25 protein-coding genes are annotated in these 24,499 nt (G+C 57.5%); 13 read left to right on the top strand and 12 right to left on the bottom strand.

Features of this window, described 5'->3' with window-relative positions:
- Nucleotides 1–50: 50 nt before the first annotated feature.
- Nucleotides 51–1,550, bottom strand: coding sequence for an inorganic phosphate transporter PitA (pitA, locus tag UR504_RS17935; protein WP_127732547.1), 1,500 nt, complete (start codon nt 1,548–1,550; stop codon nt 51–53).
- Nucleotides 1,551–1,778: 228 nt separating this feature from the next.
- Between pitA and UR504_RS17930 the strand changes: the two genes are divergently transcribed.
- Nucleotides 1,779–2,975, top strand: coding sequence for an NAD(P)/FAD-dependent oxidoreductase (locus UR504_RS17930; protein ID WP_302237626.1), 1,197 nt, complete (start codon nt 1,779–1,781; stop codon nt 2,973–2,975).
- Nucleotides 2,976–3,007: 32 nt separating this feature from the next.
- Here the strand turns inward: UR504_RS17930 and UR504_RS17925 are convergent, their stop codons facing one another.
- On the bottom strand, nt 3,008–3,946 hold the full coding sequence (locus UR504_RS17925; RefSeq protein ID WP_320739989.1) for an NAD(P)-dependent oxidoreductase: 939 nt from the start codon (nt 3,944–3,946) through the stop codon (nt 3,008–3,010).
- Nucleotides 3,946–4,638 (bottom strand): RraA family protein, encoded by a 693-nt coding sequence (locus UR504_RS17920; protein ID WP_115876815.1) that lies wholly within the window; start codon nt 4,636–4,638, stop codon nt 3,946–3,948. Before UR504_RS17920 ends, UR504_RS17925 begins: the two co-directional genes overlap by 1 nt.
- A 169-nt stretch (nt 4,639–4,807) precedes the next feature.
- On the opposite strand from UR504_RS17920, the gene UR504_RS17915 reads away from it, so the two are divergent.
- A complete protein-coding gene (locus UR504_RS17915) occupies nt 4,808–5,545 on the top strand; it encodes an IclR family transcriptional regulator (RefSeq protein ID WP_115876816.1) in 738 nt (245 codons plus the stop codon).
- A gap of 37 nt (nt 5,546–5,582) precedes the next feature.
- Here UR504_RS17915 and UR504_RS17910 read toward each other — a convergent pair whose 3' ends face one another.
- Nucleotides 5,583–6,917: an MFS transporter gene (locus UR504_RS17910; protein ID WP_302237631.1), complete on the bottom strand. Its 1,335-nt coding sequence runs from the start codon at nt 6,915–6,917 to the stop codon at nt 5,583–5,585.
- Nucleotides 6,918–7,234: 317 nt separating this feature from the next.
- Here UR504_RS17910 and UR504_RS17905 point away from each other — a divergent pair, with 317 nt between their 5' ends.
- Nucleotides 7,235–7,633, top strand: coding sequence for a potassium channel family protein (locus UR504_RS17905; protein WP_302237634.1), 399 nt, complete (start codon nt 7,235–7,237; stop codon nt 7,631–7,633).
- Between the two features lie 169 nt (nt 7,634–7,802).
- Nucleotides 7,803–8,828 carry a TerC/Alx family metal homeostasis membrane protein gene (locus UR504_RS17900; RefSeq protein ID WP_023309545.1) on the top strand — a complete coding sequence of 342 codons (1,026 nt, stop codon included), beginning with the start codon at nt 7,803–7,805 and terminating at the stop codon, nt 8,826–8,828.
- 60 nt (nt 8,829–8,888) lie between these two features.
- Here the strand turns inward: UR504_RS17900 and UR504_RS17895 are convergent, their stop codons facing one another.
- Nucleotides 8,889–9,551 carry an HAD family hydrolase gene (locus tag UR504_RS17895; protein ID WP_111963721.1) on the bottom strand — a complete coding sequence of 221 codons (663 nt, stop codon included), beginning with the start codon at nt 9,549–9,551 and terminating at the stop codon, nt 8,889–8,891.
- A gap of 240 nt (nt 9,552–9,791) precedes the next feature.
- On the opposite strand from UR504_RS17895, the gene UR504_RS17890 reads away from it, so the two are divergent.
- Complete coding sequence (locus tag UR504_RS17890) at nt 9,792–10,319, top strand: NlpC/P60 family protein (RefSeq protein ID WP_136195963.1); 528 nt, start codon at nt 9,792–9,794, stop codon at nt 10,317–10,319.
- Between the two features lie 5 nt (nt 10,320–10,324).
- Here the strand turns inward: UR504_RS17890 and UR504_RS17885 are convergent, their stop codons facing one another.
- Nucleotides 10,325–11,119, bottom strand: coding sequence for an SDR family NAD(P)-dependent oxidoreductase (locus tag UR504_RS17885; RefSeq protein WP_133295477.1), 795 nt, complete (start codon nt 11,117–11,119; stop codon nt 10,325–10,327).
- A 32-nt stretch (nt 11,120–11,151) separates the two neighbouring features.
- A complete protein-coding gene (locus UR504_RS17880) occupies nt 11,152–12,033 on the bottom strand; it encodes a LysR family transcriptional regulator (protein ID WP_115876821.1) in 882 nt (293 codons plus the stop codon).
- A gap of 99 nt (nt 12,034–12,132) precedes the next feature.
- Between UR504_RS17880 and UR504_RS17875 the strand changes: the two genes are divergently transcribed.
- The 8 genes from UR504_RS17875 to arnF all read left to right on the top strand — a co-directional run bounded on the left by UR504_RS17875 (nt 12,133) and on the right by arnF (nt 20,338).
- The gene (locus UR504_RS17875) at nt 12,133–12,636 is read left to right on the top strand and encodes a phenolic acid decarboxylase (RefSeq protein ID WP_008503103.1); all 504 of its coding nucleotides are present in this window, start codon (nt 12,133–12,135) and stop codon (nt 12,634–12,636) included.
- 326 nt (nt 12,637–12,962) lie between these two features.
- Entirely contained in the window at nt 12,963–14,102 is a 1,140-nt protein-coding gene (gene arnB, locus UR504_RS17870) for a UDP-4-amino-4-deoxy-L-arabinose aminotransferase (RefSeq protein WP_302237644.1), read from the top strand.
- A 1-nt stretch (nt 14,103) separates the two neighbouring features.
- Nucleotides 14,104–15,087 (top strand): undecaprenyl-phosphate 4-deoxy-4-formamido-L-arabinose transferase, encoded by a 984-nt coding sequence (gene arnC, locus UR504_RS17865; protein ID WP_115876823.1) that lies wholly within the window; start codon nt 14,104–14,106, stop codon nt 15,085–15,087.
- Nucleotides 15,084–17,066 carry a bifunctional UDP-4-amino-4-deoxy-L-arabinose formyltransferase/UDP-glucuronic acid oxidase ArnA gene (gene arnA, locus UR504_RS17860; RefSeq protein WP_133295281.1) on the top strand — a complete coding sequence of 661 codons (1,983 nt, stop codon included), beginning with the start codon at nt 15,084–15,086 and terminating at the stop codon, nt 17,064–17,066. The genes arnC and arnA overlap by 4 nt, the downstream gene beginning before the upstream one ends.
- Nucleotides 17,063–17,965 carry a 4-deoxy-4-formamido-L-arabinose-phosphoundecaprenol deformylase gene (gene arnD, locus UR504_RS17855; protein WP_127732540.1) on the top strand — a complete coding sequence of 301 codons (903 nt, stop codon included), beginning with the start codon at nt 17,063–17,065 and terminating at the stop codon, nt 17,963–17,965. Before arnA ends, arnD begins: the two co-directional genes overlap by 4 nt.
- The gene (gene arnT / locus UR504_RS17850) at nt 17,962–19,617 is read left to right on the top strand and encodes a lipid IV(A) 4-amino-4-deoxy-L-arabinosyltransferase (protein ID WP_223580678.1); all 1,656 of its coding nucleotides are present in this window, start codon (nt 17,962–17,964) and stop codon (nt 19,615–19,617) included. Before arnD ends, arnT begins: the two co-directional genes overlap by 4 nt.
- Nucleotides 19,617–19,952 (top strand): 4-amino-4-deoxy-L-arabinose-phosphoundecaprenol flippase subunit ArnE, encoded by a 336-nt coding sequence (arnE, locus tag UR504_RS17845; RefSeq protein WP_302237813.1) that lies wholly within the window; start codon nt 19,617–19,619, stop codon nt 19,950–19,952. Before arnT ends, arnE begins: the two co-directional genes overlap by 1 nt.
- Nucleotides 19,949–20,338 carry a 4-amino-4-deoxy-L-arabinose-phosphoundecaprenol flippase subunit ArnF gene (gene arnF / locus UR504_RS17840; protein WP_115876827.1) on the top strand — a complete coding sequence of 130 codons (390 nt, stop codon included), beginning with the start codon at nt 19,949–19,951 and terminating at the stop codon, nt 20,336–20,338. Before arnE ends, arnF begins: the two co-directional genes overlap by 4 nt.
- On the opposite strand, the gene acpT is transcribed toward arnF, so the two are convergent.
- The 5 genes from acpT to UR504_RS17815 are packed head-to-tail and all read right to left on the bottom strand — an operon-like array spanning nt 20,286 to nt 24,499.
- Nucleotides 20,286–20,903 (bottom strand): 4'-phosphopantetheinyl transferase AcpT, encoded by a 618-nt coding sequence (acpT, locus tag UR504_RS17835; RefSeq protein ID WP_115876828.1) that lies wholly within the window; start codon nt 20,901–20,903, stop codon nt 20,286–20,288. The two genes, arnF and acpT, sit on opposite strands and share 53 nt — an antisense overlap.
- Nucleotides 20,904–20,905: 2 nt before the next feature.
- Complete coding sequence (locus UR504_RS17830; RefSeq protein ID WP_115876829.1) at nt 20,906–22,135, bottom strand: beta-ketoacyl-ACP synthase; 1,230 nt, start codon at nt 22,133–22,135, stop codon at nt 20,906–20,908.
- Complete coding sequence (locus tag UR504_RS17825) at nt 22,132–22,863, bottom strand: 3-ketoacyl-ACP reductase FabG2 (protein ID WP_111963734.1); 732 nt, start codon at nt 22,861–22,863, stop codon at nt 22,132–22,134. The genes UR504_RS17830 and UR504_RS17825 overlap by 4 nt, the downstream gene beginning before the upstream one ends.
- Nucleotides 22,860–23,333 carry a 3-hydroxy-fatty acyl-ACP dehydratase gene (locus tag UR504_RS17820; RefSeq protein ID WP_115876830.1) on the bottom strand — a complete coding sequence of 158 codons (474 nt, stop codon included), beginning with the start codon at nt 23,331–23,333 and terminating at the stop codon, nt 22,860–22,862. The genes UR504_RS17825 and UR504_RS17820 overlap by 4 nt, the downstream gene beginning before the upstream one ends.
- Nucleotides 23,330–24,499, bottom strand: a complete 1,170-nt coding sequence (locus UR504_RS17815; RefSeq protein WP_271369594.1) for a beta-ketoacyl-[acyl-carrier-protein] synthase family protein — start codon at nt 24,497–24,499, stop codon at nt 23,330–23,332. Before UR504_RS17815 ends, UR504_RS17820 begins: the two co-directional genes overlap by 4 nt.

Genomic DNA, 24,499 nt, shown 5'->3' with positions numbered 1-24,499 from the left:
AAAAAAAGCGGGTCAGGAAACTGACCCGCTTTTTTGTCGCCTTCAACCGATTAAATCAGCTTCAGCGAAATCCAGTACAGCCCGCCAGAGAGCAGGATGGATGCCGGAAGGGTGAACACCCAGGCCATCAGAATGTTGGTTACGGTTTTGCGCTGCAGACCGCCACCGTCAACAATCATGGTACCTGCCACGGACGAGGAGAGTACGTGGGTGGTGGATACCGGCATACCGGTGTAACTCGCCAGACCGATAGACACTGCCGCCGTCATCTGCGCGGACATACCTTGCGCATAGGTCATGCCTTTCTTACCGATCTTCTCGCCGATGGTGGTCGCCACACGACGCCAGCCAATCATCGTACCGATACCGAGCGCCAGCGCGACGGCCATGATGATCCAGATTGGCGCGTACTCAATGGTGTTGAGCATATCGCCTTTCAGTTTCTTCAGCAGACGCTGGTCGTCAACATTCACGTCAGGCAGCTTCGCCACTTTATCCGTCACATCAGAGATGCACAGCATAATGCGACGCAGCTGACCACGCTGCTCAACGGTCAGTTTGTCATAACTTTCGATATTGCCCAGCATCCCTTTGGCACGTTCCAGCGCGTTAATCGCGTTTGCCGGATGGCAGTGGAACTCGCCAGGTGCAGTCGTGGCACCGGCTTCCGGAGAAGGGATCAGCTGGTCAACGCCGGTCGCTTTTTTCAGCAGCTCAGGGTGCTGCTGGAAATAGGTTTCAACGTTGTTTACCGCATCACGGGTACGGGTGATTTCGTAGCCGGAGGCATTCATGTTGACCACGAATCCTGCCGGTGCAACGCCAATCAGTACCAGCATCACCAGACCAATACCTTTCTGACCATCGTTCGCGCCGTGTGAGAAGGCCACGCCGATAGCGGAAATGATCAGGGCAATACGCGTCCAGAATGGCGGCTTTTTCTTGCCGTCTTTCTTTTCACGCTCTGCTGGCGTCAGGTGAATACGGGAGCGTTTTTTGGTATTGCTCCAGTAACGACGCAGGATGAAGATCAGCCCGCCCGCCACCACCAGACCCACGATAGGGGAGACGATGAGTGAGGCGAAGATCCCCAGTACTTTCGGGATATTTAACGCATCAACAACCGAGGTACCGGTCATGAGGGCGTTGGTTAACCCGATACCGATAATCGCGCCGATGAGGGTGTGAGAACTGGATGCAGGCAGGCCGAAGTACCAGGTACCGAGGTTCCAGATAATTGCAGCAAGCAGCATTGAGAACACCATAGCGAGGCCATGGCCAGAACTAACGTTAAGCAGCAGATCCGTTGGCAGCATATGCACAATGGCATACGCAACGCTCAGCCCGCCCAGGAGGACACCAAAAAAGTTAAATACTGCCGCCATAACAACCGCAAGCTGCGATCGCATTGCGCGAGTGTAGATAACCGTCGCTACTGCGTTTGCAGTGTCGTGGAAGCCGTTGATCGCTTCGTAAAACAGTACAAAAACCAGAGCAAGCAATAATAAAAGCCCGGTATGTAAATCCAGGCCGGCAAACAAATGTAGCATAGGACGTTACGCCATTTTGAGGACATGAACGCGGCGCATTATCCAGGACAAATGCGCGGCGGGCAAAGTGAAATATAGACTTTTTTTGACATACCACCTGATTTGAGAAAAGGGCCAGAAAGGATATTCTTTAAATTTCAATGGAATGGCTTTGTAATATCTTTTTACGCTGGTGTGACCACATAGGAAACTTTACAATCCGCGGCAGTTAACAAAGAGGGTTTTGACGTGGAAAGGTTTGATGCCGTGGTAATTGGCGCCGGTGCGGCGGGTATGTTTTGTGCGGCAATGGCCGGACAGGCGGGTCGCCGCGTGCTGCTGCTGGATAACGGTAAAAAGCCAGGCCGTAAGATTCTGATGTCCGGCGGCGGGCGCTGCAACTTTACTAATCTGTATGTTGAACCCGCGGCCTATTTGAGCCAAAACCGTCATTTTTGTAAATCTGCGCTGGCGCGTTATACCCAGTGGGACTTTATCGACCTGGTCGGTAAGCACGGTATCGCATGGCATGAAAAAACGCTGGGACAGCTATTCTGCGACGACTCCGCGCAGCAGATTGTCGATATGCTGGTGGCCGAGTGCGAGAAGGGCGGCGTGGTCATGCGCCTGCGCACCGAGGTGCTGGAGGTTTCCCGCGACGACCAGGGCTACACGCTGCAGCTCAACGGCGAAACCGTCAGCGCCGATAATCTGGTGATTGCCAGCGGCGGCCTGTCCATGCCGGGGCTGGGCGCTTCCCCGTTCGGCTATAAAATCGCCGAGCAGTTTGGCCTGAAGGTCCTGCCTACGCGCGCCGGGCTGGTGCCGTTCACGCTGCATAAACCGCTTCTCGAGCAGCTTCAGACGCTGTCCGGCGTGTCTGTTCCCTCCGTCATTACCGCCGAAGACGGGACCGTGTTCCGCGAAAACCTGCTCTTTACCCATCGCGGCCTCTCCGGCCCGGCGGTACTGCAAATTTCCAGCTACTGGCAGCCGGGGGAGTTTGTCACGGTTAACCTGCTCCCCGATTGCGATCTAGACGCGTTCCTTAATGAGCAGCGTACCGCACACCCGAACCAGAGCCTGAAAAACACGCTGGCAATGCAGCTGCCAAAACGTCTGGTGGAATCTTTGCAGGTGCTGGGGCAGATCCCCGACGTGTCGCTCAAGCAGCTTAACAGCCGCGAGCAGGAGATTCTGGTGGAGACCCTGACAAACTGGCGGGTGCAGCCAAACGGGACTGAGGGCTACCGCACCGCGGAAGTTACGCTGGGCGGGGTCGACACGAATGAGCTCTCTTCCCGCACCATGGAAGCGCGCAACGTACCGGGGCTCTATTTCATTGGCGAAGTGATGGACGTGACCGGCTGGCTCGGCGGATACAACTTCCAGTGGGCATGGGCAAGTGCCTGGGCATGTGCTCAGGCGCTGGCAGAAGACAAGTGACATAAGCGCGCTGCCACTCGTCGCGGTTGGCTTTACGGGCTGTCGGTGTTGACGTCCGTCACGGCCAGAATATTGCTCGCGGCCACGGTCCCCATCTTGATGTATGACGCTGCGGTAACGCCGCCAATATGCGGTGAAATAACCACGTTTTCTACGGACTGCCAGAGATGTGGCGCGGTCAGCGGCTCGTGGGGAAAGCTGTCCAGCGCTGCGCTGTGCAGCGTGCCATCCCGGAGCGCCGCCAGTAACGATTCACTGTGGATCAGTCCGCCGCGTGCCGTATTGACCAGAATGGCGTTCCGCTTGCAGTGTGCGAGCGTCTCGCTATTGATCATCTCCCGATTCTCATCGGTCAGCGGACAGTGCAAAGAGATGACATCGGAACGGGAAAGAAGTCCGGTCAGCGTCTCTGCGCGTTCGCACAGGGCAGGCATGGACTTAGCATAGGGATCGTAAGCCAGCACCTTCATGCCGAAGGCGTGACCAATAGTCGCCACGCGCGAGCCGATAGCGCCCAACCCGATTAGCCCCAGCGTTAAGCCCTCCAGCTCAATGGATTTATGCGTCGCCTTATCCCAGTGCCCGTCCCGTAACCGCTTGTCCAGAGGCACCACGGACTTTGCGCAGGCGAGGATCAGCGCCCAGGTATGTTCAGCCACTGCCGCCGCGTTTGCGCCTGGGGCCGCGCGGACGGCGATATTGCGTTCGGCCGCTGCCGTCTGGTCTATCACATCGATCCCGCTTCCGTGCTTGGAAATAACCTGCAAAGCCGGGGCGGCATCCATAACCTTCGCGGTGATCCGGCCGTAACGAACCAGAATCGCCACGGGATTGTGTCGTTCACACAGCGCGATCAGGTCATCTTCTGTCGGCTGGCGGCCTGCAAACACCACCTCAAAGCCCTGCAACATCACCATAGCCTGCTCCGCCAGGTCACTTCCGGTAACCAGAACTACGTCTTTGCCTCCCATCACAGCGTCTCCCCGTCGGTCAACATACCAGCCTTACGAAGCGCGTCATCAAGCCAGTGTGGACGTAAATCGCCTTCACGGATGGCAGCAAGACGCCGGGTCTCCATCTCCAGCTTTTCTTTTGCCAGCGCGATTACCTGCTGAACCTCATCGCGCGGGATGACGACCACGCCGTCGATATCCGCCACAACCAGATCCCCGGCCTGAACCGTCGCCCCGGCGACTGAAATGGGATGATTAACCCGGCCAGAAATTAACTTTGTCGGGCCGCAGGGGTTCAGACCGGCAGAAAAGACAGGGTAGTGGCCTTTGCTCAGGGAATCGGCGTCACGCACAGCGCCGTCAATAATGATGCCCGCAATGCCGCTTGCCTGAGCCTGAGTAGCCATGATTTCGCCCAGCAGCGCGCAGCTCAGGTCGCCTTTGCCATCGACGACCAGGACGTCGCCGGGCTGCGCAACCGCCATCGCGGCATGAATCGCCAGATTATCCCCCGGACGGACTTCCACGGTGATGGCTGGACCCGCAACGGACATGTGTGGGGCCAGCGGTTTGATGCGGCCATGAAGCGTACCGCGGCGACCGGCCACGTCGGCCAGAATGGCTGCCTGATACTCGGCTGCCCGACGAACATCCTCGGCAGAAACGCGTTCGAACTGGCGATTAATTGGTTTTTTTTCAGAAACGGACATGAATGCCTCCATATTGTTTTACTGAGTACAATGCAGGTGTACACAACAAAACAACTATAGCGGTGTTGCTTTCCTTTTAGCCAGACCCGAGGTGGCGTTTGTGATGTAAACACGAAGTGACTCACAAAATTTGAGGTACACTCACTGCCGGGCTAACAAGGAGATAATGATGGGGAATGAAGGCGTTGTAGCGGTTGAAAAAGCGCTGGCTTTACTGGATTGCTTCCGTCCTGGAGATGAGAGCCTGACGCTGACCGCGCTGGCACAGCTGTCGGGTTATCACAAAACCACGGTTTACCGCCTGATGAATTCTCTTGAACGGATGAATTACGTCGTCAGGCATGAAGACGGCAATTATGCGCTTGGCCCACGTCTGCTTTACCTCGGCAAGCTGTATGAACAATCTTTCCATCTTTCGCGGGTGGTTCAGCCAGAGCTTCAGGCGCTCTCCCTGGCGTCTCAGGAGAGTGCCAGCTGGTATGTGCTGGAGGGTGGGCAGCGCCTTTGCCTGTTTCGCGCGGAAGCGTCGCACGGCCTGCGACACAGCAATCTTCCCGGCAGCCAGTTCCCGCTCGATAATTCGGCCATTAGTAAGGTCTTGCGCCATTGGGGGCTCAATGAAAGCCTGCCGGAGGGAGACGCAGAACTCCCTTTCTACACGTCAGGCGCACGCGATCCCCACACCGCGGCGTTTGCGATGCCCGTCTTCGGCGTTCACGACAAGCTGGTTTCGGCGTTAGCCCTGACCGGCCCCATCTCACGGCTGACGGAAGATCGTCGTGAGAAGGAGATAGGGCCATTGATGAAGGCGGCGGCCAGCCGTCTGTCGCAGAAAATGGGAGCCAGTAAGCCCTTCTGTCAGCAGTTCTTTGGTGAAACGAGCGACGCGGCGGAAGAAAATCTTTAAACGCAGAAGCGGGACATTTGTCCCGCTTCTGTCATCACTAATGTGTGACCTGTTTTTCGTGTAGCTGAGCGTTGCGGGCCTGCCGTCCCATAATGAGCACCGCGATACCCCCGGCCAGGCAAAGCGCGGCCAGCGGAAGCATAGCCAGAGTGTAGCTGCCCGTTCTCTCGCTGATCATGCCGTAGGCATTTACCATGACCGCCCCGCCAATCAGGTTCGCGATGGCGCCAATCGCGGCCAGCCCCGCCGCTGCCGAGGAGCTGCTCATCCAGCCGGATGCCAGCGCCCAGAAAGGTCCTTTCATAGAATACGCACCCGTCAGGATAATGCTCAGGATCACGATAGTGGCAAAGAGCGAGACGCTTACAAAGGCAGCGAACACGCCCGCAGCAATCATGAACAGCGTCAGCGCGGTATGCCAGCGGCGTTCGTTGGTGCGATCGGAATGTCGTCCCCAGACAATCATCAGAACCGATGCCAGGCCGTAAGGAATGGCGTTAAGCAGACCTGTCTCAAGATTATCGAGATGGAAGGATTTCAGCAGTTGAGGAGACCAGACGCTGATGGTGGTGCCCGCGGACGATGCGCCCGCGTAAATCAGCGCCATCAGCCAGATTTGGCGATGATTCAGCAACTGCCACGTCGTCTGATGCCCAATATTCTTTTGCTGGCTCCGCTCGGTTTCCAGCGTGGTTTCCAGCCACTTTTTCTGTTCAATGCTCAGCCATTTCGCCTGATGAGGGCGATCCCGGAGAATAAACCAGGCCGCAATACCCAGCAGCACCGCAGGTAAGCCTTCAATGATGAACAGCAGATGCCAGCCGCGAAGACCCAGCCAGCCATCCAGCGACAGTATCAACCCTGAAAGCGGGGAACCGATGAAGTTAGCGAGCGGGATGGCGACCATAAAGGACGCAATAATGCGCGCGCGGTAGCGGGAAGGGATCCACCAGGTCAGATAAAGCACGACGCCTGGGAAGAAGCCTGCTTCCGCTGCCCCGAGAAGAAAACGGACGATATAGAGCGACGTGGTGTTTTGAACCAGCGCCATGCCCATGGAGACGATGCCCCAGCTGATCATAATGCGCGGGATCCACAGCCGGGCGCCGACTTTCTGCATGGCCAGATTACTGGGTACCTCAAACAAAAAATAGGCCACGAAGTAAAGGCTGCTGGCGAAGCCAAACGCCGCTTTGCTGAGGCCAAGGTCCTCATTCATCTGCAGCGAAGCCATGCCGATATTCCCGCGATCGATAATGGAGACCAGGTAACTGACAATCAGAAACGGGAGAATACGCCAGATCACCTTCCGCATCGTCTCTCTTTCTATGTCCTCGGTGGCGGTCGCGCCGTTACGTAAATGTTCTGTCATTGTATCCTCGCAGGGTGTGTTCTTTGTTTTATTAGGTACAACTTGGTTTTATTAAACAAAACCACTATAGCGACGGCGCGTTATTTTTATCCAGTTAATGGAAGGTTTAAATGATGTAAATAAGAGGTGACTCACAGATAGTGCGCTGCGGATATAGCGTTTTCAGCTGCTAACCAGCCGCAAGCTGGTCGTGCCGGTAGAGAAATAATCACGCAACGCAATTATTGCACCAACTTTTCCTCTCCATTCAACTAAGCTTCGACCAGATGCCCCGCCGCGCTCGCGGGGCCATACTCCCTTTGGTCAGAGCACGCATCATGCAGCTACTCAGTATTATTATTTTGCTTACCCTAACCGTGGTGATTCATTCGCTGTGGATGTTTGGCGTTTTAAAATTCATTAAATTAGACGTCGATTCTGCGGTACGCATTGTTTTACGCAATGTCGGTATCGTGATCACCATGATCTTCGCCCATCTCCTTGAGGCCGGACTGTTTGCGGCGTTTTATTTTGTCATCGACGCGTTTAATGACTGGAACACCAGCTTCTACTTTTCACTGGTGAGCTATGCGACGGTAGGGTACGGCGACGTCACGTTACCCCAGCACTGGCGGCTCATCGGCGGGGTGGAGGGGCTGGTGGGCGCGTTGATGGTGGGCTGGTCTGTAGCGGTTCTGGTGGCGGTGCTGCAGCGCTTGCGCGGAATGAGCGCCTAAACGGCAGATGCGCGATCCCCGCCTGGTAAGGTAAAGTACACCCCTCTTTACGTAGCCGACAGGGCTGCGGCTTTGAGGGTGAAAAGGCTGATTAACAGCCCACCCTTTTCTGTTCCTGGTTTACGCCAGTTTGCATGGTGTTGTATTTTGTCTGCCAAAAGGGTTTTGTATGTCTGCTGCTCATCTCGGTTTCCCGACTGAAACCGTTGTTGTCTTTGTGGTGATGGCCGTTGGGGCGATGTTTATCGACCTCTTTATGCACCGTCACGATAAACCGATCTCGCTGAAAAGCGCGGCGATGTGGTCCGTTTTCTGGGTCATGATGGCGATGGCCTTCGCCGGGTTCCTGTACGTTCACCACGGCGCCGAGATGGCGAGCCTGTTCCTCACCGGCTACGCGCTGGAAGAGGTGCTTTCCGTCGATAACCTGTTCGTGATGATGGCGATCTTCGCCTGGTTCGGCGTGCCGGATAAGTACCGTCACCGCGTGCTCTACTGGGGCGTGCTGGGGGCAATTGTCTTCCGCGGCATCTTTGTGGCTATCGGGACCAGCCTGCTAAGCCTTGGGCCGTACGTTGAGGTTATTTTCGCGCTGGTCGTCGGCTGGACGGCGGTGATGATGCTCCGACGCAATGAAGAGAGTGACGAAGTGGAAGATTACTCGGGTCATCTCGCCTATCGTCTGGTGAAGCGCTTCTATCCGGTCTGGCCAAAAATCAGCAGTAATGCCTTTATTCTGACGCAGAAAGAGGTGGATGCGGAGCTTGAAAAGCCGGAAAACCAGGACGTGATGGTCGGACGGGTGAAGAAGGCGAAGCGCTATGCGACGCCGCTATTACTTTGCGTGGCCGTCGTCGAACTCTCTGACGTGATGTTCGCGTTTGACTCCGTGCCGGCCATTATTGCCGTGAGCCGCGAACCGCTGATTATCTACAGCGCCATGATGTTCGCCATTCTTGGCCTGCGTACGCTTTACTTCGTGCTGGAAGCGCTGAAGCAGTATCTGGTGCATCTCGAGAAGGCGGTGGTGCTTCTGCTGTTCTTCGTGGCGTTCAAGCTGGGGTTAAATGCCACCGATCACTTCTGGCATCACGGTTACAGCATTGGCGCCACGGCCAGCCTGTTTGTGGTATTGGGCGTGCTGGCGCTGGGAATTATTGCTAGCGTGATGTTCCCGGGAAAACGTGAGGCCTGATGCATCGTTTTTCTCCCTCTCCCTGTGGGAGAGGGCTGGGGTGAGGGCACCAGACCGCTCCTAACCCTTAATCGGTGAATTCCGACGCTTGCGCGGGTGATGGAAGTGCCGCCAGTGCGGATCCTGCGCCGCCGCCAGCAGCTCGTGGTCGCCGCGGGTGTCTCCCCAGGCACGCAGGTGATAGGCGTTGAGATCGCCATACACTTTTTCCAGCCTGGCCACCTTCTGGGCGCAGCGGCAGTTATTGCCCGTGATGCGCCCCGTCAGCTTGCCGTCTTTCACTTCCAGCTGCGTGCCAATCAGCTTAATGCCCAGTTTGTCAGCCCACGGCTGGAGCACCAGCGCCGGGGATGCGGAACAGATGGTCACTTCCGCACCGGAATTCACCTCAGCCGCCACCGCCAGAACTCCTTCGGGACGCATCAGCTTGTTCCAGTATTTTTCGCAAAACGCTTCCGCCTGCTGTCGCAACCAGTGTTCATCCACGCCCGTCAGGAACGTTTTAATCAGCACTTCCTTCAGCTCATCGCGCGTCAGCTTGCGACGCACGCAGTGGAGCGTGGGCAGCGCCATGCGCACCAGGCGGCCCGCGAAGTAACGTTTACCGAAGGCAAAACGCAGGAAAGGAATAAAGCTGTCGTGGTGCGTTAACGTCCCGTCAAAGTCAAAGACAGAGAGCACGTTAGATTTTGCCACCGTCTCGTCGGCAATCATATTGGTCATAAATACGTCTTAGCTGAAATACACATTCTGCGGATCAGTTTACCTGCTTTAGCAGGACAGTCCTTATATCCCCACCATTTTTTTCTCGATCTTGCGATCTCAAAGTCAGTCTATTTTTGGCCTCGATAAGGATTGGCGAAAAAACGACCTGTCTATATTATCGCCACATCGCAAGATATTTAGGGGAACCCATTGAACCCCACAGGTAAGGAAAAACTCACTCACTACTTCTTTCTTGATATGACTCTTAGATCGCTTATTTCAATCCTCACGTTAAGTTTTGCTTCGTTTTCTGCGTTTAGCTTTCAACTTCCAGCGTCGATGGTCTCGATGAACAGTGAGCTGGCAGTTTCACCGGCGAAATCTGCGCTGGTGCATCAGGAAACAGGCCCGCTGCGCTCGCGTATTCTCGATCAATACCAGAAATGGAAAGGCACCCAGTACCGGTGGGGCGGAACCACGCATCGCGGGGTGGATTGCTCCGCGCTGATGCAGCACCTGTTTAGCGATGCGGCACACCTTAATTTGCCGCGCACAACGCGCGAGCAAATTCATCGCGGTGTGCAGGTGGCGCAATACCGCCTGAGGCCCGGAGACCTGGTATTCTTCCAGACGGGTCCGAACCGCAAGCACGTTGGCGTTTATATCGGCGAAAACCAGTTTATTCATGCCTCAAGCAGCCAGGGCGTAACGGTTTCAACCCTGACGGATGATTACTGGCAAGCACACTATATTACCGCTCGTCGGGTCGCAGGCAGCGCGGCCTGACGGCATCAGATGATGTCATCCACGACGCCACCATCGACGCGCAGCGCCGCGCCCGAGGTGGCGGAGGCCTGGGGCGAACAGACATAAATCACCATATTGGCCACCTCTTCAACCGTGGCCGCGCGCTGGATAACCGAGCTGGGGCGGTTGGCCATCACAAACTCTTTCGCCAGCTGCTCCAGCGATTTGCCGGTTTTTTCGATTTCATCTTTCATCATCTCTGCGAAACCGTCAGACATCGTTGGCCCCGGCAAGACGCTGTTGACCGTCACGCCGCTTCCCGCCACGAACTTCGCCAGCCCGCGCGCCAGCGAGAGCTGCGCCGTTTTGGTCACGCCGTAGTGGATCATATCTGCCGGAATATTGCAGGCCGACTCGGAGGAGATAAACACCACACGTCCCCAGCCTTTCTGCACCATGCCCGGCAGAAGGGCGCGGGACAGACGCACGCCGGACATCACGTTGGTCTGCCAGTAACGCTCCCAGGTCTCATCGTCGGTGGCATAGAAATCCTGCGGACCGTAAATCCCGGCGTTGTTGACCAGAATATCGACGTTATTCGCCACCTTCAGCAGCGATTCTACCCCTTCCGCCGTGCTGAGATCGGCAATCGCGGCGCGCACCTGTACGCCTGGCACTACCTGCTGCAGCTGCTGAATGCCTCTATTCACCGATTCCGTGCTCCGGCCATTGACGATCACTTCCGCACCGCTTTCTGCCAGACCTCTGGCAATGGCGAATCCGATCCCGCCGGTTGAGGCGGTTACCAGCGCCACTTTCCCCGCAAAGTCGATTTTCATCATCTGCTCCTTATCGTTTTAACGTTCGGACCTTAAAGCGTAGCAGGTGAGGATGGCGGCTCCTGGCTAAAAAGGCGCAATAGCGTCTCAACCTGCTCATCAAGCGGGGCGAGAGAGCGCTTTATAATCAGGTGTAGCGGCGTTGCCCTGCGTGCGCCGTGGCTCAGCGGCAGGCGTTTCAGTACGCCCTGATCCAGCTGGGTCTGGATACGTTCCTCCGGCAGCCAGCCGTAGCCGACCTGAGAGACCACGGCCTCAATGGCGGCATCAATGGTGGAGAAGGTCCACGACTCGCCGGCCGCGCGCGCGGCGGGCTGGCTGTCCGCAATCTGGATAAGCGGCCACGGGCGTAGCATGTCGTCGTTAAGCGGCGCGTCGAGGTGAAAGAGGGGATGCTGATGATGGGCCACGGCAACAAAGTCGATATTCATCAGCCATTCGCCGAGCCCGGTAATATCCTGGCGGCGGGTTAAGACCATCACATCGGCTTCGTCGTTAATGGCATCGGCGCGGGTATTTTCCAGCACCTCGGTCAGACGTACCTGGGTCTGCGGATACTGCTGCTGGAACTCACGTAGAATAGCGAACAGGCGGCGGCGCGGGAAAATGGAGTCCACCACCAGATCCAGCCGCGTGCGCATTCCGTTGCGAAGGGTCGCTGCGCGCGTCTCAACGTACGAAAAGGCTTTCAGCAGCGGTTTAACCTGGTTGAGCAGCAGTTCTCCTGCCGGCGTTAACACCGCCCGTCGTCCTTCCGGCACCAGCAGCGCCACGCCGAGTCGCTCCTGCAGCAGCGACAGGTTATAGCTCACCGAGGACTGGCTGCGGTGGGTTTCTTCCGCGGCTTTGGCAAAGCTGCCCGCTTCCACCACTTTCGCCAGTAAAGACCATTGTTCCAGCGTCGTCTTGTGCATAATTTATCTAAATTTTGGATGAATTTGATTAAAACATAGCGTTATTCATTCATTTTTTGAAGGGGTACGATCGTCTCATCAAAACAAAGGAGACATCTTATGAACACTTTCGACAAACACGACTTAAGCGGCTTCGTTGGCAAACACCTTGTTTATACCTACGACAACGGCTGGAACTACGAGATTTACGTTAAAAATGAGACCACGCTTGATTACCGTATTCACAGCGGCCTGGTGGCAAACCGTTGGGTAAAAGATCAGCAGGCTTACATCGTGCGGGTAGGGGAGAGCATCTATAAAATTTCCTGGACCGAGCCAACCGGCACCGACGTCAGCCTGATTGTGAACCTGGGCGACAAACTGTTCCACGGCACCATCTTCTTCCCGCGCTGGGTCATGAACAACCCGGAAAAAACAGTCTGCTTCCAGAACGATCATATTCCGCTGATGAACAGCTATCGCGATGCGGGCCCGGCGTATCCAACCGAAGTGATTGATGAATTTGCCACAATCACCTTTGTACGCGACTGCGGTGCCAATAATGAAAGTGTGATCGCCTGCGCGGCCAGTGAATTACCGAAAAACTTTCCAGATAACCTGTAATAAGCGCGACAATTAACTAAAAAGAAAAGTTCCCGGCTATTTCATATTATTTTGAAATGGCCGGGATTTTTTTTGTTTGTTGATGTATGGTTTAAATCATCCCATTTCAAAATGTTGCGGAAGATCACATCAAAAATATTTAATATTAAATTAACTTGTTGTTTTTCAATTGGCTGCTAGTTGTCTTATAGCGTTGTAAACGCTGTCTTAATTTTTCCCTAAGGAAAGAGAGATACTTTGATATAAGTTTATGGTTCGTTGAAATAAACGGGCCAGCATTTGGTTAATATCAAAAACGTGCCATTTTGATTGCAAGGAAATTAATAATGAGTGATTTTCTGCCTTTTTCGCGACCGTCGATGGGCGCTGAGGAAATTGCGGCGCTTCAGGACGTTTTGATGTCGGGCTGGATCACCACGGGGCCTAAGAATCAGGAACTCGAAGAGGCATTCTGTCAGCTTACCGGGAATCAACACGCGATTGCCGTCTGTTCCGCCACCGCGGGAATGCACGTCACGCTGATGGCGCTGGATATTGGCCCGGGCGATGAAGTCATTACCCCCTCCCAGACCTGGGTATCCACGCTGAATATGATCGTATTGCTGGGCGCCACGCCGGTCATGATTGATGTGGATAAAGACACATTAATGGTGACGCCAGAAGCCGTGGAAGCCGCTATTACTTCGCGTACCAAAGCCATTATTCCCGTTCACTATGCCGGCGCGCCGTGTGAAATCGACGCCATTCACGCCATTGGTGAACGTCACGGTATTCCGGTGATTGAAGATGCGGCCCATGCCGCCGGAACGTACTACAAAAACCGTCACGTTGGCTGGAAGGGAACGGCAATTTTCTCCTTCCATGCCATTAAAAACATGACCTGCGCGGAAGGCGGTCTGGTGGTCACCGATAATGCCCAGCTGGCACAGCGGATCCGCAGTCTGAAATTCCATGGCCTGGGCGTAGACGCCTATGATCGTCAGACGCACGGCCGCGCGCCGCAGGCGGAAGTGATCGCACCGGGCTATAAATACAACCTGGCGGACATCAACGCCGCGCTGGCGCTGGTGCAGTTAGGCAAACTGAAAGAGGCCAACAGGCGCCGCCAGGAAATCGCTGAACGCTACCTGCGGGAGCTTGCCGATACGCCGTTCCAGCCGCTCACCATCCCGTCATGGCCGCACGTGCACGCCTGGCACCTGTTTATTATTCGCGTTGATGAAGCGCGCTGCGGGATCTCACGCGACAACCTGATGGCGGCGCTGAAAGAGAAAGGCATCGGTACCGGCCTCCATTTCCGCGCGGCCCACACGCAAAAATACTACCGCGAGCGTTTTCCTGATGTATCGCTCCCGAATTCTGAATGGAATAGCGCGCGTATTTGTTCTCTCCCTCTTTTCCCGGACATGACTCATGACGACACAACCCGCGTCATTACCGCACTCCATCAGCTTGCAGGACATTGATATGTTCAGTGCACCGCCTGTACAAAAAGTTTCCGTGGTAATCCCGGTTTACAACGAGCAGGAGAGCCTGCCCGAACTGATCCGCCGTACAACGGCCGCCTGCGACACGATGGGCAAGGCCTACGAAATTCTGCTGGTGGATGATGGCAGTAGCGACAATTCCGCGCTGATGCTGACCGAAGCCGCACAGGCTGAAGGCAGCCACATTGTGGCCGTGCTGCTCAACCGTAACTACGGCCAGCACTCGGCGATTATGGCGGGGTTTAGCCACGTCACGGGCGATCTAATCATCACCCTGGACGCGGACCTGCAAAACCCGCCGGAAGAGATCCCGCGCCTGGTGGCCAAAGCCGACGAAGGCTATGACGTGGTCGGCACGGTACGTCAGAACCGCCAGGACAGCCTGTTCCGTAAGCTCGCCTCGCGTACCATCAACCGTCTGATCCAGCGCACGACCGGTAAAGCGATGGGCGATTACGGCTGCATGCTGCGCGCCTACCGCCGCCACATTGTCGACGCCATGCTGCATTGCCATGAGCGCAGCACCTTCATTCCGATTCTGGCGAATACCTTTGCCCGTAAGGCAACGGAAATCCCGGTCCTGCACGCCGAGCGCGAGCACGGGGAATCGAAGTACAGCTTTATGCGTCTCATCAACCTGATGTACGACCTCATCACCTGCCTGACCACCACGCCGCTGCGTCTGCTGAGCGTTTTCGGCAGCATCATCGCCGTGGCCGGTTTTGGGCTGTCCGTTCTGCTGGTGGTGCTGCGACTGGTCTTTGGCCCGCAGTGGGCGGCGGAAGGGGTCTTCATGCTCTTTGCCGTGCTGTTTATGTTCATCGGCGCCCAGTTTGTCGGGATGGGGCTCCTCGGTGAATACATTGGCCGTATCTATAACGACGTTCGCGCACGTCCGCGCTATTTTATTCAACGTGTTGTCCGTCAGGAACACAAAGCATCTCAAGAGGAAATTCACCCATGAAAGCTGTTGTATTTGCCTATCACGATATGGGGTGCACGGGCACGCTGGCCCTGCTGGAAGCGGGCTATGACATTGCGGCAATCTTTACCCATCCGGACACGGCTGGAGAAAACAACTTTTTCGGCTCCGTGGCGCGTATCGCCGCCGAGCGTGGAATTCCGGTTTATGCGCCGGACGACGTCAACCACCCGCTGTGGGTGGAGCGCATTCGCGCCCTCGCGCCTGACGTCATCTTCTCGTTCTACTATCGCAACCTGATCTGCGACGAGATCTTAGGCCTGGCCGCAAAAGGCGCCTTTAATCTTCATGGTTCTCTGCTGCCCGCCTACCGTGGCCGCGCCCCGCTGAACTGGGTGCTGGTGAACGGTGAAACGGAAACGGGCGTGACGCTGCACCGCATGGTACGCCGTGCGGATGCGGGCGCTATCGTGGCACAGCAGAAGGTCGCTATTGATGCGGACGATACCGCGCTGCAGCTGCATCAAAAGCTGAACGCGACGGCACAGACGTTGCTGCGTGATGCGCTGCCGGGCATCCTTAACGGTAACTTCAGCGAAACCGCACAGGACGAGAGCAAGGCAAGCTGCTTTGGCCGCCGCGCGCCGGAAGATGGTCGTCTGGACTGGAACAAACCGGCACGCCAGCTGCACAACCTGGTGCGCGCCGTAACCGATCCGTGGCCGGGCGCCTACAGCTTTGCGGGCGTAAGCAAATTCATCGTCTGGAAATCCCGCGTGCGTGACGACATCCCGGCCGCTAAACCGGGCACCGTCGTCTCCGTCTCCCCGCTGATTGTGAGCTGCGGCGAGCAGGCGCTGGAGATCGTCACCGGACAAACCGACAACGGCCTGTACGTTCAGGGCACCCAGCTGGCGCAGTCTCTGGGCCTGGTGGCCGGGGCGCTGATCACCAGCGCGCCGGTTGTTGCCATCAAACGCCGCACCCGCGTGCTGATCCTCGGCGTGAACGGTTTTATCGGTAACCACCTGACCGAACGTCTGCTTAAGGACGATAACTACGAGATTTACGGTCTGGATATCGGCGCGGACGCGATCAGCCGCTTCCTGGACAACCCGCGCTTCCACTTCGTGGAAGGGGACATCAGCATCCATTCCGAGTGGATTGAATACCATATTAAGAAATGCGACGTGGTGCTGCCGCTGGTCGCCATTGCCACACCAATCGAGTACACCCGTAACCCGCTGCGCGTGTTCGAGCTGGACTTCGAAGAGAACCTGAAGATCATCCGCGACTGCGTGAAATACGACAAGCGCATCATCTTCCCGTCCACCTCTGAAGTGTACGGCATGTGTACCGATAAGAACTTCGATGAAGACACTTCCAACCTGGTGGTCGGGCCGATCAACAAACAGCGCTGGATTTACTCCGTCTCCAAACAGCTGCTGGACCGCGTGATTTGGGCCTACGGTGAGAAAGAGGGCCTGCGCTTTACCCTGTTCCGTCCGTTTAACTGGATGGGCCCACGTCTGGATAACCTGAACGCGGCGCGTATCGGTAGCTCCCGTGCGATCACCCAGCTGATCCTGAACCTGGTGGAAGGCTCGCCAATCAAGCTTATCGAAGGCGGGAAACAGAAACGCTGCTTTACGGATATCAGCGACGGTATCGAAGCGCTGTTCCGCATCATCGAAAACAAAGATAACCGCTGCAACGGTGAAATCATTAACATCGGTAACCCGGACAACGAAGCGAGCATTCGCGAGCTGGCCGAGATGCTGCTGGCCAGCTTTGAGCGCCATCCGCTGCGCGATAAATTCCCGCCGTTTGCCGGTTTCCGCGAAGTGGAAAGCAGCAGCTACTATGGTAAGGGCTACCAGGACGTTGAGCACCGTAAGCCAAGCATTCGCAACGCGAAGCGCTGCCTGAACTGGACGCCGACGGTGAAGATGGAGCAGACCATTGATGAAACGCTCGATTTCTTCCTGCGCACCGTGGAGCTGTCGGAACAGGTCTCATGAAAAAAGTCGGTTTACGCATTGATGTCGACACCTTCAGGGGAACGCGTGACGGCGTACCCAAACTGCTGGAGCTGCTGAGCAAGCACGGCGTGCGCTCCAGCATTTTCTTCAGCGTGGGGCCTGACAACATGGGGCGCCATTTATGGCGTCTGATTAAACCGGCATTTCTGTTCAAAATGCTGCGCTCGCGCGCAGCATCCCTCTACGGCTGGGATATTTTGCTGGCAGGCACCGCCTGGCCCGGCAGACGCATCGGCGCGGGTAATGAAGCGGTTATCCGCGAGGCGGCGCAGCATCATGAGGTGGGTCTGCACGCCTGGGATCACCATGCCTGGCAAGCCTGGGCGGGCGTCTGGGATATCCCGCGCCTGTCCCGTGAGGTCGAGCGTGGAATGCTGGAGCTGGAGGCCATTATCGGTCAGCCCGTGCGCTGCTCCGCCGTGGCGGGATGGCGTGCGGATCAGCGCGTGGTGAAAGCTAAAGAGGCCTTCGCGTTTCGCTACAACAGCGATTGCCGCGGAAACGGGCCCTTTTTACCGCTGTTAGGCGAAAATCGCTACGGTACGGTGCAAATTCCGGTCACGCTTCCTACCTGGGATGAAGTGGTCGGGCGCGAGGTGAAAGCGAATGAGTTCAATCGCTACATTCTGGACCGCATTCATCGTGACGCCGGCACGCCGGTGTATACCATCCATGCCGAAGTGGAAGGGATTGCGTATCAGCATGATTTCGACGAACTGCTGACCATGGCCGCTCAGGAGGGCATCGAATTCTGCCCGTTGAGCGAGCTGCTGCCAGACGACCTCAGCACCCTGCCCGTAGGCAAAGTTGTCCGTAATGAAATGGCTGGCCGGGAAGGCTGGCTTGGCTATCAACAAACCGTGAGTCCGGCCCCATGAAAACAGCCCGTTATGGCTTAGCGCTTCTCGCACTGTTTATCGTTTACTACCTCATTCCGGTCGATATCCGCCTGCTCTGGCAGCCTGATGAAACGCGCTATGCGGAAATCAGCCGTGAAATGCTGGCCTCCGGAGACTGGGTAGTCCCGCATTTTCTGGGGCTGCGTTACTTTGAAAAGCCGATTGCCGGCTACTGGATCAACAGCATCGGACAGATGCTGTTCGGGCACACGAACCTCGCCGTGCGCGCCGGGTCTATCTTCTCTACCGGCTTAGCCGCGCTGCTGGTCATCTGGATGGCCTGGCGTCTCTGGCGGGATAAGCGCACAGCCATTTTCTCCGGGCTGATCTTCCTGACCCTGTTCCTGGTGTATGGCATCGGCACGTATGCGGTACTGGATCCTATCATCACCCTGTGGCTGGTGGCGGCGATGTGCAGCTTCTGGCTGGCATCACAGGCGCAAACCGTTGCCGGAAAAGCGGGTGGCTATGTGCTGCTTGGGCTGGCCTGCGGGATGGGGGTGATGACCAAAGGCTTCCTGGCGCTGGCGGTACCGGTGATTGGCGTGCTGCCGTGGGCGATCGCCCAGAAGCGCTGGAAAGAGGTGCTGATTTTTGGCTGGCTCGCGATCCTGAGCTGCGTGCTGATTGTTCTGCCATGGGGGCTGGCCATTGCGCAGCGTGAGCCTGACTTCTGGCGTTACTTCTTCTGGGTGGAACATATTCAGCGTTTTGCCCAGAGCGACGCGCAGCATAAAGCCCCGTTCTGGTACTACATACCGTTCCTGATTGCGGGCAGTCTGCCGTGGCTGGCGCTGCTGCCCGGCGCGTTTCGTCTCGGCTGGAATGACAGACAAAACGCGGGCGGTGGGTTCTATCTGCTGGGTTGGGTGGTGATGCCGCTGCTGTTCTTCAGCATCGCCAAAGGCAAGCTGCCGACCTATATACTGCCCTGCTTTGCCCCGCTTGCTATCCTGATGGCGCGCTATGCCTGCCTCGCGGCGGAGAAAGGCGCCAGAGCGTTACGCATTAACGGCGGAATTAACCTGGCGTTTGGTGTTATCGGCGTGGTGGCCGCGCTGGTGGTCTCGCCGTGGGGACTGTCTAAGCATCCGGTCTGGACCTCGGTCGAACTGTATAAAGTGTTCTGCGCGGTGGTCGCGTTCCTCATCTGGGCGGCGGTAGGCTGGTTTACGTTCCGGCAGAGCCAGCAGCGCTGGTGGCTGGCGGCTCTGTGTCCAGCAGGCCTGGCGCTGCTGATTGGTTTTGCTATTCCTAACCTGGTGGTGGATTCCAAACAGCCGCAGTCGCTGGTCGATACCGTGCGCGAGCCGCTGCAGGAGAGCCGATTCGTGCTCGCCAATAACGTAGGCGTGGCCGCGGGCCTGGCGTGGGAGCTGAAGCGCAATGACATCACGCTGTTTGGTCAGAGCGGCGAACTGCGCTACGGGCTGGATTATCCCGATGTGAAAGATCGTTTTGTCAGTGAGGACGACTTCGCGCAGTGGCTGGCAGCGCATCGTCAGCAGGGGCGCGTGTCGCTGGTCATGCTGCTCTCAAAACGCGACGATATTTCACGGGCGAATTTACCGCAGCCGGACAATCTCTATATCCAGGGGCGTCTGGCCTTGCTGGAGTACCTGCCGAAGTGATGACCTGGATCTGGCTGATACTGGCAAGCCTGCTCAGCTGCGCTGGGCAGCTGTGCCAGAAACAGGCCACCCGTCCGGCGAAAGCCGGGCGGCGCGGGACGCGCATCGCGCTGTGGCTTGGTCTGGCACTGCTGGCGCTGGGCAGCGGGATGCTGGTCTGGCTGGTGGTGCTGCAACGCCTGCCTGTCGGCATCGCGTACCCTATGCTGAGCCTCAATTTTGTCTGGGTGACGCTGGCGGCGAAGGTATTCTGGCGTGAAAACGTCGCGTCGCATCACTGGCTGGGGGTGGGGTTCATCATCATGGGGATTGTTATCCTGGGAGGGAGCCTGTGAAAGGGACTTTCTGGGCCTTATGCAGCGTGCTGTTAGTCAGCGCGGCGCAGCTGTTGCTGCGCGATGCCATGCAGGCACTGCCGCCGGTCAGCGATGTTCTGGCGCTTATTTCCGCGCTGTGGCACTTCTCATCCGGCACGGGGGCGCTGCTGCTGGGGTTGATGGGGTATGTGGCCTCCATGGGCTGCTGGTATCTGGCGCTGCATCGTATGGCGCTCAGCAAAGCGTATGCCTTGCTGAGTCTTAGCTACATCCTGGTGTGGGCCGCGGCGATCCTGCTGCCCGGCTGGGGAGAACGCTTCTCCTGGCACGGGCTGGTGGGCGTCGGGTTTATTATTCTGGGTGTGTTAGTGATTTTTCTGCCCCGAACGTCCCGACGTGAATAATCGATTCGTGGGTCAGGGTGTAAGGGGTCGATGTACAGACGGCAAGGCTCAGCGAACCGACCTGTAGCTGGCTGACCGCGTGCGTCTGCGCCGTGCTGTCGATGCTGACAATCTGCCAGGCGCTGCCGCCGCGCTGCTTTATGATCGCCTCTTTTCGCGTCCAGATACGCCAGAAGGCGGCAAGCCGTTCCTCTGGCGCCTCGCGCTCAAGCTCATCATGCTCCGTCATGCTGAAGACCGCATTCGCCAGCGCCTGCCAGTTTTTCCTGGGACGAATCACTTCGATATCACAGCCGACTTCGCCTTCATCGCTCATCAGCAGGGCGATATCGTCACCGCTGTGGCTCAGGTTAAACCACAGCGGATGACCCTTCGCAAAGGCCGGTTTCCCCTGCTCGCCGTAAATAATGTCGGGGAGTGGGTGAGGGGATAACGTTCTCGCGAGCAGCGTCCTCCCGGCCAGCCAGGAGGCCTGTTGGGCACCCTGAGGCGCCCTGTCTGCGAGCGTTGACGCCAGCGGGTCCGCGCAAAGGGTGGAGATTTTTCCCAGTACAAACTGGTACATAGTTACGCCCAGCGTTTAATGATAATCGAGGTGTTGATGCCGCCAAACGCGAAGTTATTGCTCTGCAAATACTCGCAGTCAATCTGACGGGCTTCTCCCATAATATAATCTAAAGCACCGCATTGCTCATCCGGCTGCGTTAAATTGAGCGTCGGGGCAAACCAGCCTTCACGCATCATCTGCAGGCTCATCCACGCTTCCAGCGCGCCGCAGGCCCCAAGCGTATGGCCAAAATAGCTCTTCAGCGAGGAAACCGGCACGTTATCACCGTAGATAGCGGCAGTGGCCTGGCTTTCGGCGATATCGCCGCGATCGGTGGCGGTACCGTGCGCGGAAATATACCCCATATCCCGGGCGCTTAATCCCGCCATAGCCAGCGACTGCTCCATGCAAATCTGCATGGTGTCACGCTGAGGCTGGGTGATATGGGCCGCGTCACAGTTGGTGGCAAAGCCCACGATCTCGCCATAGATTGTGGCCCCGCGCGCTCTGGCGTGCTCCAGCTCTTCCAGAATCAGGGTGCCAGCGCCTTCCCCAATGACCAGACCATCGCGCTGCGTATCGAACGGTGAAGGGGTGGTTTTGGGTTCGTCGTTACGCTGGCTGGTGGCAAACAGCGTGTCAAACACCGCTGCTTCAGACGGACACAGCTCCTCCGCGCCACCCGCGACCATCACGGTCTGATACCCGTGGCGAATCGCCTCCCAGGCATAGCCAATCGCCTGGCTGCCGGAGGTACAGGCGCTCGACGTCGGGATCACGCGGCCACGCAATCCAAAGAACAGGCCGGTATTCACCGCGGTCGTGTGCGGCATCATCTGGACGTAGGTTGTCCCGGTGATGTTATTGGTGTGCTTTTCGGTAAGCATGGTGGCGAATTCGCTGACCGGGCCGGTGCTGCCTGTCGAAGAACCGTAGGCGATACCCGTTTGACCATTGGTGAGCACCGCTTCGCCAATCAGCCCCGCCTGCTCCAGCGCCAGCTCGGTGGCGCGGGTCGACATCAGCGACACCCGGCCCATGGCGCGAATACGCTTGCGGGTATAGTGTTCCGGCAGCGTGAAATCATCGATCGGCGCGCCGAGCAGGGTATGCAGGCCATCATAGACCTGCCATTCCGGCATTTTACGCACCGCGTTTTCATACGCCAGCAGCCTGCTGGACACGGATTGCCAGTTTTCGCCAAAGGCGGTCACGCCGCCCATGCCCGTAATCACCACGCGACGCGTCATAGCATTCCTCCGTTAATGGAAATGACCTGGCGGGTAACGTAGCCCGCGATATCCGACATCAGATAGCTTGCCAGCCCGGCGACTTCTTCAGCCTGGCCCATACGTTTCATTGGAATGATGGACATCGCTTCCTTCAGCGCGGCTTCTTCCATCTCAATCATGCCGGTATCAATCAGCCCCGGGGCAATGCAGTTCACGGTGATTTTGCGTTTTGCCAGCTCAATCGCCAGCGCTTTGGTGGCGCCGATAATGCCCGCTTTTGCCGCGCTGTAGTTCACCTGCCCGCGGTTACCCATCACGCCGGACACGGACGATAAGGTGATAATGCGTCCTCCTTTACGGGTGCCAATCATCGGCATAATGCAGGGGTGAATGACGTTATAAAAACTGTCGAGATTGGTGTGGATCACGCTGTCCCAGTCGTCTTCGCTCAGCGCCGGAAAGGCGCCGTCGCGGGTAATTCCGGCGTTGCTGACAACGCCATACCATGCGCCATGGGTTTCAATCTCCTGCTCCAGCACCTCGCGGCACTGTTCGCGGTTGCCCACATCAAAGGCGAGTAGACGACCGTTCCCACCCGCCTGCGTGATGGCGTCCAGCGTCTCCTGCGCGCCTGCGGCATCACGATGGTAATGCACGCCTACGGTAAACCCGTCGGCGGCAAGCTGGCGGGCAATGGCGCGCCCTATGCCTTTGCTGGCCCCTGTGACCAGTACGGAACGACTCATGCGTTAGATCCCTGATTAAATAGCGATGTTAATTCTTCTGCGCTCGGCTGGAAGGTATTGACCCGGCCCGTGGCCAGCGTCTCTTCATTAGCGGAAATCGCGCATTCAAAACTGCCGAAGCGTTCGTCCTGCATCAGCAGCTTAACGGTAATGTCCAGCGTCAGGCCTGCGGCGAAATGCCCGCTGGCGCAGACCAGCTCGCGCGCGCCGAGCACCATGCCCAGCGCGATATGTTCCTGCCCCTGCTGCTGACGATGCCAGCCTGACCAGACGCCAACGGTCTGCGCCATTAGCTCAAGCGCGTACCAGCCCGGCAGGTCGCCATCGGCATTGAGAAACGGCGCCAGCACGCTTTGCCCGTTGACTGCCACGCGGCAGACCGCCATCTCGTCCGTAACTTTCTCTACGGACCCCAGCAGCATCATCGGCGCCTCGTGCGGCAGATAGGCTTCGGGTGATAAGTAGCTCATGAGGCTCTCCCCAGCAGAATGCTGGCGTTGTTGCCGCCAAACGCGAACGAGTTAGACAGAATAACCGGCTTTTTCAGCGCGATGTGCCGGTGCAGCAGGCCGCACGGCGCCAGCGTGTCGTCGGGCGCGTAGCGGGCGAAGTCCTGCGGCGGCAACGGTAGATCGCGCGAAAGAATCAGCCAGCTCAGGGCCGCTTCGGTAATACCGGCAGCGCCCAGCGTATGGCCGGTAAGGTGTTTGGTTGAGCTGCACGGCACGCTTTCCCCGAAGAGATCGTGTACCACCTGCGATTCAATCTGATCGTTAAGCGGCGTGGCCGTGCCGTGCAGGTTGATGTAGCCGATATCCTCCGGCTGCATGCCCGCTTCGTTAAGCGCCTGAGTAATCGCCCTTATCGCTCCTTCGCCCTGCGGATGCGGGGCGGAAATATGGTACGCATCGCTGGATTCACCCGTCCCGAGCAGCGCCACGTCGGCGGGCTCGCGGCTCAATACCATCAGCGCGGCGGCTTCTCCGATGGTGATCCCCTTGCGGTCGCGACCAAACGGTTCGCAGAGCGAAGGGGAGAAGGATTCAAGGCTGTTAAAGCCGTTGACGGGCATCCGGCTCAGGGTATCTGCTCCGCCGACGATGGCGATGTCAACCAGCCCGGCTTCGATCAGACGTTTGCCGCCGATCATCGCCCGCGCGCTGGAAGAGCAGGCTGTTGAAATCGTATAGGCCGGGCCTTCGAGCTGAAGCCAGCTGGCGAGGAAGCGGGACGGATCGCCAAGCTCCTGCTGCGGGTACTGCCAGCGCGTGCTCGCTTCGCCATGGGTCATGCGCTGTACGTGCTCATCGCCTTCATCCAGCCCGGAGGTACTGGTTCCCAGCACCACGGCCACACGGTCGCGACCGACGCGGGCGATAGCCTCGTCGACGGCTGGCTGAATCTGCGCCAGCGCGGCCAGCAGCAGCTGGTTATTGCGGGTGCGGTGTGCGGAGAAGGTGTCCGGGATGGGCGGCAATTCGCCTTCAACGCCGCCCAGAACGGCTTCGGGTGAGTCCTGCAACCAGCCGGTCCGGGCGTGCATACCCGGCGCCACGCCTGCCACCAGGTTCGCGGCAATCATATCAGGCGAATTGCCCAGCGCGTTGACCATGCCAACAGCGGAAATATAAATCAT

Origin of the sequence: Enterobacter sp. 241F3 (genome assembly GCF_034106785.1) — a bacterium.
GTDB lineage: Bacteria > Pseudomonadota > Gammaproteobacteria > Enterobacterales > Enterobacteriaceae > Enterobacter > Enterobacter vonholyi.
This window is presented reverse-complemented; position numbering and strand designations above follow the sequence as displayed.